The organism is Bacillus atrophaeus (genome assembly GCF_001584335.1).
In the GTDB taxonomy this organism is placed as follows: domain Bacteria; phylum Bacillota; class Bacilli; order Bacillales; family Bacillaceae; genus Bacillus; species Bacillus atrophaeus.
The window spans coordinates 162980-178318 of record NZ_LSBB01000003.1; the positions used below are offsets into that span (position 1 = coordinate 162980).

Genomic DNA, 15339 nt, shown 5'->3' on the forward strand with positions numbered 1-15339 from the left:
CTAATTGAATGTATCTTATTGAAAAATCACAGTTGACCATAAAACCAATATCCGATATATTGGTTTTATGAAAAAAGATATTATTAAACCCATTAAACGTACGTCATTTAGAGATGAAGTATATCTAACTTTAAAAAAAGCAATTGTTACATTAGAGCTGCAACCGGAGCAACGCTTAAATGACAAAGAGTTAGCAGAAGAATTCGGAATTAGCCGTACTCCAGTTAGAGAGGCTCTAAAACGTCTTGAAGATGAAGGACTGGTTGAATCTATTCCTGGTTCAGTGACTCGCGTTGCAGCATTAAATCTTGAGGAGGCAAAACACGCATTTACTGTGGTAGCAGCTTTACATTCATTAGCAGCTCGTTTAGCAGTACCATTACTCAAAGAAGCAGATATTCAAGAATTAGAGTTCAGTAATAAAGCCTTACTACTATCTATTGAGAAAAAAGATATTATAAAAGCAATTGAAGCCGATGAGTTATTCCACAATGTTTTTCTAGATGTGGCGGGAAATCCTGAAATCATTCGCGCGCTAGAACGAAGTATATTTAAGATTCAACGCCTTGAAATTTCTCAGTTCACTTCTATAAATGGTTTGAAATCAGTAGAACAACATCAGCACATTATAGAAGCATGCAAAAATAAAGATAAAGAAACAACAGCACATCTTGTAGAACAAAACTGGTTAAGTCTGGGGGAATTACTGACTTATGAGACAGATTGAGGTGAGAAATTTGCGCCCTATTTTTTTAGGTATATGTGCTGCTTTCTTTTTTGCTTTCACATTTATATTGAATCGAGCAATGGAATTATCAGGTGGTAGCTGGATATGGAGTGCCTCATTACGATTTATTTTCATGCTTCCATTTCTTTTACTTCTTGTTATGAGTAGGAAAAAATTAAAAGTATTATTACAAGTTATGAGAGAGAATTTAAGAGCATGGTTTTTATGGAGTTTCGTAGGTTTTGGTCTATTTTACGCTCCATTATGCTTTGCCGCTGTACATGCACCAGGATGGATAATTGCTGGGACATGGCAAATTACTATTATATCAGGATCTTTGTTAGCTCCTCTTTTTATTCAAACCATTGAAACACCAGATGGAATTCTTAAGAAAAGAGGAAAAATCCCAATGAAAGGTATGGGTATGTCATTAATTATTCTTCTTGGTATTTTCTTTATGCAAATGGAACAAGCAAAATCGCTTGCTGTAAAAGATATTTTGTTAGGTATTATCCCTGTTATTGTAGCATCTTTCGCTTACCCGCTCGGGAATCGTAAGATGATGGAGGTTTGTGGAAATCGTCTAGATGCTTATCAACGTGTCCTTGGAATGACATTAGCTAGCTTACCATTTTGGTTTTTACTATCCTTGTATGGTTTTTTTACAGTAGGAGTGCCTAGTAAAGAGCAAACTATGCAATCTATTTTAGTTGCTATTTGTTCGGGTGTAATTGCAACTATCTTATTTTTTAAAGCGACTGATATGGTTAAAGGAGATATGCAGAAACTTGCAACTGTTGAAGCAACACAATCCATGGAGGTACTTTTTGCTGTTATCGGAGAACTAATTTTATTACATTCTTCATTTCCTTCTATTTTATCTTGGTGTGGTATGTTTGTAATAATGCTAGGAATGATAGCACATAGTTATGTTTCCCATAAAGGTGAAACGGCGCATAACCCAAATATTAGTGCTTAATTGATATTTTAAAATGTATAGTATGAACCCTTTTCTAGTTAGTATAGGTAATTTTATTACTTTTTGAAAAATGTAGCACTCTAAGTTTTATGTCAAAATTTAATAACTAAGTAAAAGGGTACGAACAAAAAACGATGTCACGCACATATAGGAACATCGGTTTTTTCTTTATGAAATTTTGCTTTAGCGTACGAAATTCGCGTTTTGTTGGTGCTTCCCCATTGACATCCAATTTAAAAAACGAACATTAATTAAAAAAAGGAGAAGTGATTATAGCACTAACAGAGGTAGTTGTAAGAGAGATTTTAGATAGGTTTTTTGATAGTACAGCAATAGGGAACAAATCATTCTATGCCGAGGTCCTCTTGGACTATCAGGTATGTGTAGCTATACGAACTTGACACCAATGACATGTTTGCTAATCGATATGGACACAAATTTAATCACCAATTTTTACTGTAAAATTCGTGAAAAACATATAGAAATGATGAAAATGGAAGATAAAGTGTGTAATGAAAAAAGCTTTCATAACCAGTATGGTTTTACCATGTTGAGGGCCTAGTGGGTGAATAACCCGTGGAGGTTCAAGTCCTCTCGGCCGCCTCAATGATACCGAGGGCTTTAATGCCCTTGGTCTTTTTGTGTTTCCGAAAAAAATGTATTTTTTGATCAAAATTACTCACTAACTTAAAGTAAGTAATCTAATTTGTTCCCCAGGCTGTCGAGCAAATCTCGACAGCTTTTTGAAATGATGACCACACTATATACGAGTAAAAGCCAATTTCTCTTTACATTAAGCAGACTATATTGAATGCTTTTTATTTTCGTCAACATTTGGTGATGTACTAGAGTGTGTTAATATGCGGTCTAATATTTGTTCTGTAAATGGCATAAAGTAATTAAGGATTATCCCCCCTAAACAAACGGTTAATAAAGTCCCGACGCCAATTGGTCCATTTAAAATGATTGCAGCTATCAAGAATAAAAGGTAAATGAATGTTCTTGAAAAAAATATATTTGTTCTGGTTAATTCTTTTATGATTAATGTTAATCGGTCAACTGGGATCGGTGCAAAATTTGTGTGCAAATAGGTTGCAGTTCCTAATCCTATAACAACTAAGCCGATTCCAAAACAAATCACTTTGCTGTACCATAGGTCAGGTGTTAACAAATTGTGCAATAAAAAAAGCCACATATCAATCCCGATCCCCGTTATAAATGCTGTTAACAGCCCCAAAATTTCCGGTCTTTGTCTTTTTAAAAACGAATTACAACATATCAATATGAAGGCTATTATGACTTCCCAACTTCCCACTGTAAGCCCCACATTTTTAGACAGTCCTACCACAACTGCATCAAAGGGTGAAGTTCCAAGGTCTGATTGGATAGTGAAAGAAATACCAAGGGTTAAAATTAAAATTCCTAATACATAAAAAGTATATTTCACCTTGCTCGACCTCTTCTTCAATATTTTTTATTGCAAATACAACAAAGTTAGGGTATATTCAACATATGTTATTATTATTGTATTTGCAACAAAAATATGTACTAAGGAGGTCATTATGAAGGAAATTCTTCGCGAAATCGGAATGATTGCCAGGGCATTAGATTCTATAAGCAATATAGAATTTAAAGAATATAACCTCACAAAAGGGCAGTATTTGTACCTTGTCCGAATATGTGAAAACCCAGGAATCATTCAAGAAAAGTTAGCTGAAATGATCAAAGTAGACCGAACAACCGCAGCTCGTGCAATAAAAAAACTTGAAATGAATGGTTTTATTGAAAAGATGGATGATGAACATAACAAAAAGATAAAAAAACTCTTTCCAACAGAAAAAGGGAAAGATGTATTTCCCGTTATAAAAAGAGAAAATGATCATTCGAATAGTGTCGCATTAGCGGGGTTTTCTGAAGGAGAAGCAGAAACCATTTTGCACCTTCTTCAAAGAATTAGAAAAAATATAGAAGTTGACTGGGAATATGTAAAAAAGGGGAACAAGAGAGATTATTAAAAGGAGAATATATGAGCATGAGTGTAAGACTAAAAAAGTGCAGCCATGAAGATTTAAAAATACTCCAAGAAATAAGTATTGAAACATTCAATGATACATTCAAAGATCAGAATTCACCTGAAAATATGAAAGCTTATTTGGAAAGTGCATTTCATCCTAAGCAGTTGGAAAAAGAATTATCCAATATCTCTTCGCAATTCTGTTTTATTTATTTTAATCATGAAGTCGCTGGATATTTAAAGGTCAATACCAATGAGGCTCAGTCTGAAAAAATGGGTGATGAATCACTTGAAATCGAGAGGATTTATATAAAGAACAAATTTCAAAAACATGGTCTTGGTAAACATCTGTTCAATAAAGCTGTGGAAATTGCGCTGGAATCTAATAAAAAGAAAATCTGGCTAGGCGTATGGGAAAAAAATGAAAATGCGATTGCTTTTTATGAAAAAATGGGGTTTGTTCAAACTGGAGCCCACTCTTTTTATATGGGTGATGAAGAACAAATAGACTTTATCATGACCAAAACACTCGTATAACTTTTTATGAAAGGCGGGTTAATATGTATATTCCAAAATATTATAAGGTTACAAATGTTGATGACATTTGGGACTTTGTTCAAAACAACTCATTTGGCACAATTGTCACAACAGCACAAGGGAAACCAATTGCCACCCATTTGCCATTGCAGTTAATGAAAGAGGGAGATACTTACTATATTACGGGGCATATTGCTTATGGGAATCCTCAGTGGAGAACATTTGAAACCTGTGAAGATGTGCTTGTTATGTTTCAGGGACCGCACGCTTATATCTCTTCCTCTTGGTATGAAAAGGAAAATGTCCCAACGTGGAACTATCAAGCTGTACATGTATACGGTACAGCCAGCATTTTGAACGAAAAAGAGTTAAAACATGACCTGACAATGTTGCTGCAAAAATACGAAAAACACCGTAAGAATCCAGTTTTATGGGATAAACTTTCTCCTCAACTCTTAGAAAGTCAACTGAAAGGTATTGTCGGATTTAAGATTAAGGTAGGAGAAATTCAGGCTTCATATAAATTAAGTCAGAACCGAAATGAAACGGATTATATGAATATCATTGATCAATTACGAAAAGAAGGAGATCCAAATTCGAAACAAATGGCAGAACTGATGGAAAAGAGATTAAAAAATTAAATATAAGCCCACTTTTATTAAACCCTCAGATACAAGAATTAAAGAACGGAACGGAGACAGTCATATTTGCAGCATCTCGTAATAGTCCATTCTTTAATTGGATTTTCAAATGCTTGAAATAATAGGCTTTTGTACTTGATGATAAGCTTCCACTTTATTGAAGGCCTAGTGAATGAATAAACCGTGAAGATTCAAATCCTCGGCCGCATCCCAATAATACCAAGAGTTTAACTGCCTTTGGTATTATTTTTTTATGCAGAAAATACAGCTATGAGAGAAAGCTGCTCATCAAAACTCACCAGTTATCATTTATAGTAAATATATAGAAAATCGACAATCAATCGAAGGATGAATTTTGTTCTATAAAGGAGATTCCCATGGAAGAAGTAAAAGTTGTGTATGCGTTGATTAAAAGTAAATGTAATCAGATATTAATAGTGGATAATCATGAAGAGGGTTGAACCTGATGAGACGTTAATAGAAGCTGCTATACGTGAAGTGCATGAAGAAACAGGTTTTGAAGTAGAAATAGGAAATCTAATTGTTGTTAACGAAGCGAAATATGTAAAGAGGCATCATCACGCTATTCTTTTTACATTTGAAGCACGAATTGTTGGAGGAACTGAAGCGATTAAAAAACCTCAAGAGATATTGCAAATTGAATGGGTTGACATTGAACAGGCAAATGAACGAATGCCGTATTACTTAGAAGGAGTTAATAAAATGCCGACAGGATACGCCCTATATAATAATCAAGGAACAATAGAGTAATGGCAGTAATCGTCAGGCTAGTTTGGTTTTATGTTATTGTGTCAAGCTTTTCTTTAATCGCTTTGGAAAATGTGATTGATTTATTCTCGCTAACAAATGTTGACCCTAAAAGGAGTACGCCACCTAGCATTTGAACAATGGTCATTTGTTCTTGCAGGATAATGGCAGAAATTAAAATAGCTACAAATGGATCGACATAGCTTAGCATAGCAATACTCTGTCCTTTTAATTTTTGCATACCTGAGAAAAATAACCAAAATCCAATACCAGTGTTTACAATCCCTGAAATCTTTTCTTGAAGGATATGAATGTTTCAATTAATTATAACTTCCTGGAGATTCATAAAATAGCAGATTTATGGAGCATTAATGGGAGAAAAAATTTATATGTATACGTTATTGCTCGGAGACAAGTATAAAGAAATGTCTGGAATACAGGAAACGGCGAAAATGATTGTCTGGGGTTATCAAAAAAATACCAGACTATGAAGAGTAAAGGAAAAAGAAACAAAGTTAGAGGAGCAGACCATGTGTTTACTCCTCTTTTTTTCTGTATATGAAAGTTTGGTTGTAATGCTGCGTCAAGCCGTAAAGTATTGCTATGACTGCAAAAAAACCGCTCTTGAAATTTAGAAGTGTTTTATTTTTCAAAGAGGAAATCTTTAAGTGTTCTTAGTCCTTTATCTAATTCCTCGTATGTCTTTGCAGAGGTAAGAGAAATCCGTATAAATTGATTAGTTTCGTCTTTTTTGGCTAAGAATCGATCAGAATGATAAATACGAATACCTTGAGCCAAAGCATCTTGTTCAAATTCTTTCATCTGATATTTCTTGTCTAATGGAATCCAGCGGAAAAAAGTTAACGGATTTTCATTAGGGTTATTCATTTGAAAGTACTTCTGATAAAGAAGATTACGTTCTTTTGAAATGTTTTTCTTTTGAGTGATTATTTTTTCTGCGCAGCCTGTATTAATCAGCTCAGTTATGACTTCTGCATTAAACCCAGGGGTTTTGACATTAATATTAAATATACCGTGCGTCATTTTATCGATGAACTGATTTGCAAAGGCTAGAAACCCTACTCTCATACCGGAGCTGAGGGATTTAGAAACACTTAGACTATAAACAAACTGATCTGGTACAAAATACGAAATTGGCACAAATCTTTCCGGCGCAAGGAAAGAAAAAATATCATCTTCAAGCAGAGTTAAATTGTATTTACGAATAATCTTAGCTATTTCTTTTCTTCGATTCATATCCATTGTGACAGCAGTTGGGTTATTACAAGAAGGGATTAAATAAACGCCATTCAAGTGATTTTTCCTGCAGGCCTCCTCTAACCGTTCTGGCATCATTCCAAAAGAATCCCCGTCTATTGGGACTAAATGTATGTTGAGCATATTGGCTAATTCGATAAAGTTAGGATAAGTATAGGTATCTACCGCAATTTTATCCCCAGCATGAAACAGAGACATTAAAATTAAGGTTAAGGAATTTTGCCCCCCAGAGGTAATCACAATATTTTCAATAGGCACTTCAAAATTAAAACGTTCCATCCACTTCTTTGCTGCCATTTTATGATAAGGCATACCTAATGGGTTTCGGTAATCCAATAATTTCTCTAAATAATTCTTCCCAGCAATGTTTTGAATGACTTCTGCAACTAATGAATTCGAATGATCAAGCGGTTCAATCAAGCCCATTTCTATAACATTCTTATTATCATTGTCTTCCAAGAATAGAGCATTGCTTACATTAGGTGCAACATAAGTTCCACTCCCAGTAATCCCATAAATCAATCCTTTTACTTCACATAATTTAAAAGCTCTCGTTACAGTACTTAAATTAATATCAAGATAATCAGCCAATTCTCTTTGTGGGGGCAGTTTAGTATGAGGTGCAAGAAAACCATTTAAAATATCGTATTCCAATTGAGTAGCAATTGACTGATAAATAGGAGGAGCCAATTGTGTTCTATCCGGTTTCCATGTCATGGGGTAGTGTTCAAATGAGTTAACAGGCATACGTAATCCTCCCAAAAAGAATTGTTTTGCATACAATTATATCATTGAAGGCATACAATCGCGATGGTAAAGTAATTTGTAAATAAACAGTATTTAAATCAAGGAGGCTTTTTATGAAATATTACGTAGTAGATGCATTCGCTGAAAATTTATTCGAAGGTAACCCTGCTGGCGTTTGTATTATGAAGGAATGGATTCCGGATGAACTTATGCAACAAATTGCAGCTGAAAATAATCTATCTGAAACTGCATTTGCAGTAAAAGAGGGGGAGAGCTACCGACTAAGGTGGTTTACTCCAGCAGATGAGATTGACCTTTGTGGTCATGCAACTTTGGCAACTGCTTATGTTATTGCGAACTTTTATGAAAGTAATGTGGAGGAAATCAAATTTCAAACAATTAGTGGTGAACTAGTGGTAGTGAAAAAAGGTGAACTATATGAAATGGACTTTCCGAGCAGAATGCCTAAAGAGATTTCTTTAACAGAAGAGATGGTGGAGGCTCTAGGTGTAAAGCCTGTTGAAGTGCATCTTGGTAGAGACTTGATGTTTGTTCTTGAGAAAGAAGAGGATGTTCTTAATGCGTCACCCGATTTTTCTAAACTAAAAGAATTACCGGACGGGCTGGGAGTTTCAATTACAGCTAGAAGTGAAAAGTACGATTTTGTGTCCAGAGCATTTTTTCCAAAATTAAATGTAAATGAAGATCCTGTCTGCGGATCTGCACATTGTAATTTTATTCCTTATTGGGCAAAAAATCTAAGCAAGAATGAAATGGTAGCTAGACAACTTTCTAAAAGAGGCGGCAAGTTATACTGTAAGTTTGAAGGTGACAGAGTGAAAATCAGTGGTTCTGCAGTTTTATATTCTATTGCTGATCTTCAAATATAAAAGAGGTCGACATATGATGGATATAGAGCGGAAGCTGTAAGAGCTAGGTATTTACTTGGCTGAAGATCAAAATCAATATCCTGTTGTTTTATGGGCGTTCACTTTTTTGAGGGAGACTGATCAATAGTTCAGGAGCAGTCATGAATGACAAGTGTAGAGAATGTAATGTGAAAAAACAAAGAAGTTAAAGTGAGTCTATTTATGAGCTGAAATGGTGGAGAGAATTGGATGAACTTTAAAAGTCACTATGCGTAGTGGTTTATTTTAGTCTAAAACAGTGCCCATTTTGTGCCCAAAATGTATATAAAATGCTGAAAACTCGGTACCGAATGACTTACAAAGGCTTGAACGGTTTGCCTTTAAATACTGAAAAAAAACATACCAACATTATTTGGTATGTTTTCTTTATAAGGCCCTTCTCTCGCTCGCAATTGAGTTTACCTGTATAATCCAGATTTTTAAGCTTGATTATTTAGTGAACAGTTAATTCAGGGGTGAAACTTCATTTGATTTTTCTTTCCATAGCATTGTAAGACTTAGACCAATAATCATAACTATTCCAGCAAAAAGGAAAGGATAATGAATGTTAAGGTCAAATAGAATACCACCTAGAGCTGGACCAAATATAGTACCTAAGCTAGTGTAAGTGGAGTTCATGCCTGCTACGAAACCCTGCTGGTTACCGGCAACTTTAGATAAAAAAGTAGTTAAGGCTGGGCGCAGCAAATCAAACGCTAGAAAAATAAAACAAGTTACAAGCAAAACAGCTAAAAATCCTGACATAACAGTAGACACGAAAGCTAAGACCGCACCGATGATTAAGCAAAGCTGAATCACCCTTTTCTCTCCAAGTTTATTGACCAATTTCCCGAATAATAGAACTTGAATAATCACGGCAACTATTGAACTAATCGTAATAATGATTGCGATATCCTTTGGTGTGAAGCCAAATTTATGATCAGAAAACAAGCTGAATACCGTTTCATAGGCTGATAAGCCGAAAGCTAGTACAAAGACTATAATAAATGCAATTAAATAAACAGGGTGAATTGATTTTTTTAAATCTTTAAAGAAATTGGATTCCTCTGTATTAGCCAAGAGTTGTTCGCGCTCTTTTTTCGGCAATGACTCTTTTAATATAAAAACGGAAGAGATAGCTGCTAAGCATGCTATAGCGGCAGCGAAGAAAAATGGCATGCGAATGCCATAGCCGGCAATAAACCCTCCAGCCCCAGGTCCAATAATAAAGCCAGTGCTAATAGCTGCAGAAACATACCCCATAGCCTTTGACCTTTCCTGCATGGTTGTAATATCAGCGACATATGCTGTTACAGCAGGCATGATAAAGGCGGCGCTTATTCCGCCCAATATCCTCGACAAATAAAAAATTGAAACATGGGTTCCTAAGCCGAAAATCAACTCTGATATACTGAAGACAAGTAATCCGATGACAATCATTTTTTTTCTCCCAAAACGGTCAACCCATCTTCCTGCAAAAGGTGAAGTAATTAACTGGGAAACAGCGAAAACCGCAACAAGATAACCCATGGTGCTGCCGGATAAATTCATAATATTCATAAAAGAAGGCATAACGGGAATAATTAGACCAATACCAAGAAAGACTATGAAAATGTTGCTTAATAGTATAATTAATACCGTTTTTTGTTCTTTAATTGATTTTTTCATCTAAAAACTCCTCTAAAAAATTAATCAGTTTCCTGCAGAAAACAGACCAAAGAGCATCTATTTTTTTGTTTTGAAGCACTTTATCGTTTCCAAGTAAGTTCAGCTATTAAAGAATCAACAACTTAAAAAACGCACCGATTTACAGGCGTGAGAATTATTCAAGACAAGCGGAGATCAAATAAGAAAGAAATGATCTGAATGGGTTAGAATTTTCCGCCTTAACCTTTTCTTTGTTGACCGAAGCTTCTTTCAGGTCCAATAAAATCATAAAGTATATGGTTGCCGTATAGTCAAGGAGATTTTCATGAACGATGATTTAAGAAAGTTTTTCATAACAGGTGAGTTTGCCAAGCTCTGCAACATAAAAAAACTTCACTATGTTCTCCCGAATTAAAAAAAGAGAATGGTTATAGATATTATTGCTCTAATCAGTTGGAGCTTTTTCAAGTTAGCAATTTGTTTAAAGAGGCTGGTCTTCCTCTTAAAAGGCAAACACCAGGCAGGATCGTACCGCTTCTGTTGAAGCTTTCACTTTATTGAGGGCCTAGTGGGTGAATAACCCGTGGAGGTTCAAGTCCTCTCGGCCGCATCTCGATAATACCAAGGGTATAACCACCTTTGGTCGCAGAAAATACGGATCTATGTATATGGGCAGAGGATTTTTACTTAACTGACCAAGCAGACTAGCTGAGTAATCAGTCTGTGATACTCATTTACTTCTACAAGTCATTCTTTTATCCTGACTATACCTTAATTTGTGACAGAGTTGAATAAACATGCTTTGGACTCCATTATTTGAAAATGATGCACCAGTAGCACTTCTCCGCCCTTAGTGGCATTTATTTGACCTAAACTAAAAACGGAGGGTGCAAAAATGAAAAACACTTTGTTAGGTTCCATATATTCGGCATTAGCCGCCAGTGTTTGGGGCGGTATGTATGTTGTTGTAAAGGTTGTAGTATCGTTTATACCCCCGTTAGAACTGGTGTAGATGCGATATTTAGTCGCAATTGTCGCATTACTCATTATGGTTTTGTGAAAAAACTAACCTGGCGAATTCATAGACGTGACATTTTATTAATTATAACCATTGGGATAATTGGTAATACCATTTCGATTGTTATGTAATAAATTGACACTAACAATTCATAAAAAAAGAAACCTGCGGAGTCACAAAGTCCAAAGGCTTCTTTTTTCATATGGTATTTAATGATTTTATTGTAACCTACATAAGAACGGGGGCTTATTCAATTAACAGGTCAATCTCATATGAATTAACGAGGGATGAAAAAATCTTAGCGAAGAAGAAGAAGCAGACTATTTATGATTTTTTCCTTCGTGTATTTTTTGCAATTCTAGAAGTTTAAAATCAATTTGCAACGCTTTAAGAGTGCTGGAAAACAATAAAAAGCAAGTATTAATCTTGTTCGACCTTTTTTAAATGGTCTGCTTTACTTTGCGAATCGCCGAGCGGCTGCCACGCACCCTATAACGGCGACATTCACTGCTACGAGTGCCCAACCCACTTTCTCGTGCAGAATCACTGAGGCAAGCAGCAGTCCAAAGAAAGGCTGGAGAAGCTGCAGTTGTCCAACCGCCGCAATACCGCCTAGGGCGAGACCCCGATACCAGAAAACGAAGCCGATCAGCATGCTGAATAAGGATACATATGCAAGACTGAGCAGTGCAGGAACGCCGATGCCCGACCATGAGTCCGGCGTAAAATAGAATGAAAATGGCAGCATTACAGGAAGCGACAAAACGAGAGCCCAAGAGATCACTTGCCAGTTCCCTAGCCGACGCGAGAGCCGGGCTCCTTCTGCATAACCGAGCCCGCATACGACAATAGAAGCCAGCATGTATGCGTCGCCGAGGGGGGATGATCCTCCCCCCTGAATCAGGGCGAATCCTGCTACCAGTAAACTGCCTGCAGCTGAGAAAATCCAGAAGACCGGCCGGGGGCGTTCGCCTCCGCGCAGTACGCCGAAGATCGCCGTTGCGAGCGGAAGAAGTCCAATGAAAACAATGGCATGTGCGGATGTGACATACTGAAGCGCCAAGGCTGTCAGCAAGGGGAAACCGATCACCACACCGAACGCTACCACCAATAGCGGAATTATGTCACTTTTGGCAGGACGCTGCTGCTGGAAGGTGAGAAGGAGCGCTCCTGCCAATACACCAGCTATCGCAGCGCGGCATACGGTGAGGAACAATGGATCGAAGTCCGCCACAGCCAAGCGTGTTGCGGGGAGCGAGCCGCTGAAAATGAGTACCCCTAGAAAACCATTCATCCAGCCACTTGTTGCTTTGTTCATTACCATCACTCCAACTTATGTTTCTTCTGATTCTTCACTAGATCCTTTTTGAATCTGGGATTTTAAAAACCAGTTATTTTAGGATTACAATGACTATAAACTGGAATTGGCCTTGAATAAATAGCCAGTTTTCACGAAAAAAAGCATACCAGTTAGGAGGAAACAGCAAATGGATATCACGCCTTTTTTAAATAGAAATCTAAATATTCCGCTTTATCAGCAGCTTTATCAGTTTTTTAAAACAAACATGCACCATGGACGCATTCAAAAAGGAATGAAACTCCCTTCAAAAAGGCTGCTTGCGAGTCAGCTTTCCATCAGTCAAACGACTGTAGAACGGGCCTATGAACAGCTTGCTGCTGAAGGCTATATCGTGAGCAAGCCAAGAAGCGGATGGTTTGCTGATTATAATGGTTCTGATTTTGTCCATAGTAAAATGCCAAGCACATCATCAATTAAACGAAAAGCACAAGAAGATAAACGTTGGATTGATTTTCACTATGGAAATGTAGATTCTTCTCACTTCCCTTTTTCCGCTTGGCGAAAAAGCATGGTCAATAGTTTAGATCAGTATGGTTACGAGCTTTATCGACCAGGAAATGCTTTAGGGGAGCTTGAGCTGAGGAAACTCATTGCAGAGTACCTGTATCAATCGCGCGGCGTTAATTGCCTCCCTGAACAAGTCATCATAGGTGCCGGGAACCCTGTTCTTCTGCAAATCTTGTGCCAAGTTTTTGAACCGAATATTTCCATAGGATATGAGGATCCGGGTTATCCAAGAGCTCGGAAGATTTTTGAAGCCAATCGTATGAATATCGTTCCTATACCAGTCGATGATGAAGGAATCTGTATACAGAAGATCCAAGAACAGCAGCCAAACCTTGTTTATGTAACGCCTTCTCATCAATTTACGCTGGGAACAATTATGACGATTAACAGAAGAATTCAGCTGCTTAAATGGGCGGCAGAAAATCAATCATTCGTCATAGAGGACGATTATGACGGGGAATTTAGATACACAGGACAGCCGATCCCATCCTTGCAAGGGCTTGACCAGCATAACCGTGTCATTTATATGGGCACTTTTTCTAAGTCTCTTCTTCCTTCGCTGCGTATCAGCTATATGATTCTCCCTTCGCCTCTTTTGAAAAAAGGCCATGAAATCACTTCCTTATATAAGCAAACTGTGTCCTGTCACAGTCAACTGACGCTAGCTGAATTTATAAAAAATGGAGAATGGCAAAAACACATTAACAGAATGAGAAAGCTGTACCGAAAAAAAAGAGCAACTTTATTAGAGGCTGTGAAAGGTGAATTAGGAAAATACGTTAGGATTCGTGGAGAAAACTCCGGACTTCGTATCTTACTTGACGTTTACGTACCCTATAGTGAAAACGAGCTAATTGAGAAAGCGAAAGAACATGGGGTGAAAATCTATCCTGTTTCTCTTTCTTATAAAAACCATCCTCCGACAAAAACTGTCTCACTTGGTTTTGCAGGGGTTTCTGAAGTCAATATACGAGAAGGCATAAAAAAACTGAAAGCTGCCTGGAAGATATAAGGGAGATTTAAGTTTAGATTATCATGCAAAAATACTTTGATATTCATCAGGTATAACAACTCACATTCATTCACCATGTGTTAACCACAATTCACATATTGAATGTTTTAATCCATAAACGGTTAACTTATCTATAAGTTCTGTCATGGTATCAGTAGCAGTCTGCCTACAGAAATACCCGGATGACAAACACTTTTCTACATAAAAGCATGATTTTAACCGAATAAATCTATTATGGTATAGTTAAATATAACGAAATATTTGAGAAATGAGGAATGGTATGAATACAATCAAAAAGCATAAGAAATTTAAAGCAAAAATGATTCTGCAAGTCATAATGGTTATGATCGGAGGAATCATAGCGGCATATGGATTAGAAACAGTGCTAATTCCAAACAGTGTATCTGATGGAGGGGTGACAGGCCTCAGCATTGTTGGTTCACAGCTATTCAATTTGCCGCTGGGGATTCTTATTGCTGTTATTAACATCCCGTTTGTCTGGTTAGGGTATAAGCAAATTGGGAAAAGCTTTGCTTTATTATCAATTATCGGAATTGCATCACTTGCCGCTGGTACAAGTTTTATGCATCATACCCCAGCTATCATAGAGGGGGATACGTTGTTAATAACCGTTGTTGGCGGGATTATTCTTGGATTTGGAATGGGGTTAGCGTTACGTAATGGCGGCGCGTTAGATGGAATTGATATGCTTGCTGTGCTGCTATCCCGAAAATTGCCATTTGGGACGAGCGATCTCATTCTATTTTTAAACCTTTTTGTATTCATTTTTGTTTCCACTGTATTTGGCTTACAAGGGGCATTACTTTCAGTCATTGCTTACTACATTGCGTCTAAAGTCATTCATGTTGTTGAGGAAGGCTTAAGCGGTTCTAAAACCTTTCAAATTATTACAACCCAGCCTGAATTAATGGTAGAGACAATACGTGATCAATTAGGCCGAAGCGCTACATATAAAGAGGCTTATGGGGGTTTTTCCTACGAGAAATTTAAAGAAATCACATGTGTCATCAACCGCTTAGAAGAAACCAAACTAAAGGAAATTATTAATGAAATTGATAAAAGTGCCTTTGTTACCGTATATGACGTAGCTGAAGTGAAGGGCAGCAATTTTAGAAAACTTAATAATCATTAGAAAAAAAGAATCACCTTTCTAACGATAATAGCTAGGCTGGTTT

Annotated in this window: 13 protein-coding genes and 3 pseudogenes; 11 read left to right on the forward strand and 5 right to left on the reverse strand. The window is 36.8% G+C overall.

The features are described 5' to 3' along the window. Positions 1 to 67: 67 nt before the first annotated feature. Both AXI57_RS06865 and AXI57_RS06870 read left to right on the forward strand, forming a co-directional pair. Positions 68 to 727 (forward strand): GntR family transcriptional regulator, encoded by a 660-nt coding sequence (locus AXI57_RS06865; protein ID WP_061669650.1) that lies wholly within the window; start codon positions 68 to 70, stop codon positions 725 to 727. Next, positions 714 to 1706, forward strand: coding sequence for a DMT family transporter (locus tag AXI57_RS06870; protein WP_061669651.1), 993 nt, complete (start codon positions 714 to 716; stop codon positions 1704 to 1706). The genes AXI57_RS06865 and AXI57_RS06870 overlap by 14 nt, the downstream gene beginning before the upstream one ends. Before the next feature lie 802 nt (positions 1707 to 2508). On the opposite strand, the gene AXI57_RS06875 is transcribed toward AXI57_RS06870, so the two are convergent. Continuing rightward, positions 2509 to 3153 (reverse strand): YczE/YyaS/YitT family protein, encoded by a 645-nt coding sequence (locus AXI57_RS06875; RefSeq protein ID WP_061669652.1) that lies wholly within the window; start codon positions 3151 to 3153, stop codon positions 2509 to 2511. A gap of 115 nt (positions 3154 to 3268) precedes the next feature. Here AXI57_RS06875 and AXI57_RS06880 point away from each other — a divergent pair, with 115 nt between their 5' ends. The 4 genes from AXI57_RS06880 (at position 3269) to AXI57_RS06895 (ending at position 5669) form a co-directional block, all read left to right on the forward strand. After that, on the forward strand, positions 3269 to 3721 hold the full coding sequence (locus AXI57_RS06880; protein WP_061669653.1) for a MarR family winged helix-turn-helix transcriptional regulator: 453 nt from the start codon (positions 3269 to 3271) through the stop codon (positions 3719 to 3721). Positions 3722 to 3738: 17 nt separating this feature from the next. Beyond that, positions 3739 to 4257 (forward strand): spermidine/spermine N(1)-acetyltransferase, encoded by a 519-nt coding sequence (gene paiA, locus AXI57_RS06885; protein ID WP_061669654.1) that lies wholly within the window; start codon positions 3739 to 3741, stop codon positions 4255 to 4257. 23 nt (positions 4258 to 4280) lie between these two features. Continuing rightward, entirely contained in the window at positions 4281 to 4898 is a 618-nt protein-coding gene (locus tag AXI57_RS06890) for an FMN-binding negative transcriptional regulator (RefSeq protein ID WP_061669655.1), read from the forward strand. 447 nt (positions 4899 to 5345) lie between these two features. Continuing rightward, positions 5346 to 5669, forward strand: coding sequence for an NUDIX hydrolase (locus AXI57_RS06895; RefSeq protein ID WP_010787640.1), 324 nt, complete (start codon positions 5346 to 5348; stop codon positions 5667 to 5669). 28 nt (positions 5670 to 5697) lie between these two features. On the opposite strand, the pseudogene AXI57_RS06900 reads toward AXI57_RS06895, so the two are convergent. Together AXI57_RS06900 and AXI57_RS06905 are read right to left on the reverse strand one after the other, a co-directional pair. Then, positions 5698 to 5958, reverse strand: a pseudogene (locus AXI57_RS06900) (EamA family transporter); the annotation flags it as partial. Between the two features lie 350 nt (positions 5959 to 6308). Continuing rightward, positions 6309 to 7691 (reverse strand): aminotransferase-like domain-containing protein, encoded by a 1383-nt coding sequence (locus tag AXI57_RS06905; RefSeq protein WP_061669657.1) that lies wholly within the window; start codon positions 7689 to 7691, stop codon positions 6309 to 6311. A gap of 113 nt (positions 7692 to 7804) precedes the next feature. Between AXI57_RS06905 and AXI57_RS06910 the strand changes: the two genes are divergently transcribed. Next, positions 7805 to 8581: a PhzF family phenazine biosynthesis protein gene (locus AXI57_RS06910; protein ID WP_061572284.1), complete on the forward strand. Its 777-nt coding sequence runs from the start codon at positions 7805 to 7807 to the stop codon at positions 8579 to 8581. A gap of 483 nt (positions 8582 to 9064) precedes the next feature. Here AXI57_RS06910 and AXI57_RS06915 read toward each other — a convergent pair whose 3' ends face one another. Further along, positions 9065 to 10267, reverse strand: a complete 1203-nt coding sequence (locus tag AXI57_RS06915) for an MFS transporter (RefSeq protein WP_061669658.1) — start codon at positions 10265 to 10267, stop codon at positions 9065 to 9067. A 304-nt stretch (positions 10268 to 10571) separates the two neighbouring features. Between AXI57_RS06915 and AXI57_RS21950 the strand changes: the two are divergent. Together AXI57_RS21950 and AXI57_RS21955 are read left to right on the forward strand one after the other, a co-directional pair. After that, positions 10572 to 10798: pseudogene (locus AXI57_RS21950) on the forward strand (MerR family transcriptional regulator); the annotation flags it as partial. A gap of 343 nt (positions 10799 to 11141) precedes the next feature. Further along, positions 11142 to 11389, forward strand: a pseudogene (locus AXI57_RS21955) (EamA family transporter); the annotation flags it as partial. Between the two features lie 329 nt (positions 11390 to 11718). Here AXI57_RS21955 and AXI57_RS06920 read toward each other — a convergent pair. Continuing rightward, a complete protein-coding gene (locus tag AXI57_RS06920; RefSeq protein WP_061669659.1) occupies positions 11719 to 12582 on the reverse strand; it encodes a DMT family transporter in 864 nt (287 codons plus the stop codon). 169 nt (positions 12583 to 12751) lie between these two features. Here AXI57_RS06920 and pdxR point away from each other — a divergent pair, with 169 nt between their 5' ends. Both pdxR and AXI57_RS06930 read left to right on the forward strand, forming a co-directional pair. Then, positions 12752 to 14143 (forward strand): MocR-like pyridoxine biosynthesis transcription factor PdxR, encoded by a 1392-nt coding sequence (gene pdxR / locus AXI57_RS06925; protein ID WP_061669660.1) that lies wholly within the window; start codon positions 12752 to 12754, stop codon positions 14141 to 14143. A 280-nt stretch (positions 14144 to 14423) separates the two neighbouring features. Next, positions 14424 to 15296 (forward strand): YitT family protein, encoded by an 873-nt coding sequence (locus AXI57_RS06930; RefSeq protein WP_003328210.1) that lies wholly within the window; start codon positions 14424 to 14426, stop codon positions 15294 to 15296. Positions 15297 to 15339 lie beyond the last annotated feature (43 nt).

Excerpts from the sequence above, each read along its gene's own strand:
- pdxR (WP_061669660.1), top strand. The coding sequence starts at position 12,752 with ATGGATATCACGCCTTTTTTAAATAGAAATCTAAATATTCCGCTTTAT.
- AXI57_RS06880 (WP_061669653.1), top strand. The coding sequence starts at position 3,269 with ATGAAGGAAATTCTTCGCGAAATCGGAATGATTGCCAGGGCATTAGAT.
- AXI57_RS06930 (WP_003328210.1), top strand. The coding sequence starts at position 14,424 with ATGAATACAATCAAAAAGCATAAGAAATTTAAAGCAAAAATGATTCTG.
- AXI57_RS06915 (WP_061669658.1), bottom strand. The coding sequence starts at position 10,267 with ATGAAAAAATCAATTAAAGAACAAAAAACGGTATTAATTATACTATTA.
- AXI57_RS06905 (WP_061669657.1), bottom strand. The coding sequence starts at position 7,691 with ATGCCTGTTAACTCATTTGAACACTACCCCATGACATGGAAACCGGAT.
- AXI57_RS06865 (WP_061669650.1), top strand. The coding sequence starts at position 68 with ATGAAAAAAGATATTATTAAACCCATTAAACGTACGTCATTTAGAGAT.
- AXI57_RS06910 (WP_061572284.1), top strand. The coding sequence starts at position 7,805 with ATGAAATATTACGTAGTAGATGCATTCGCTGAAAATTTATTCGAAGGT.
- AXI57_RS06920 (WP_061669659.1), bottom strand. The coding sequence starts at position 12,582 with ATGAACAAAGCAACAAGTGGCTGGATGAATGGTTTTCTAGGGGTACTC.
- AXI57_RS06895 (WP_010787640.1), top strand. The coding sequence starts at position 5,346 with ATGAAGAGGGTTGAACCTGATGAGACGTTAATAGAAGCTGCTATACGT.
- AXI57_RS06890 (WP_061669655.1), top strand. The coding sequence starts at position 4,281 with ATGTATATTCCAAAATATTATAAGGTTACAAATGTTGATGACATTTGG.
- AXI57_RS06870 (WP_061669651.1), top strand. The coding sequence starts at position 714 with ATGAGACAGATTGAGGTGAGAAATTTGCGCCCTATTTTTTTAGGTATA.
- paiA (WP_061669654.1), top strand. The coding sequence starts at position 3,739 with ATGAGTGTAAGACTAAAAAAGTGCAGCCATGAAGATTTAAAAATACTC.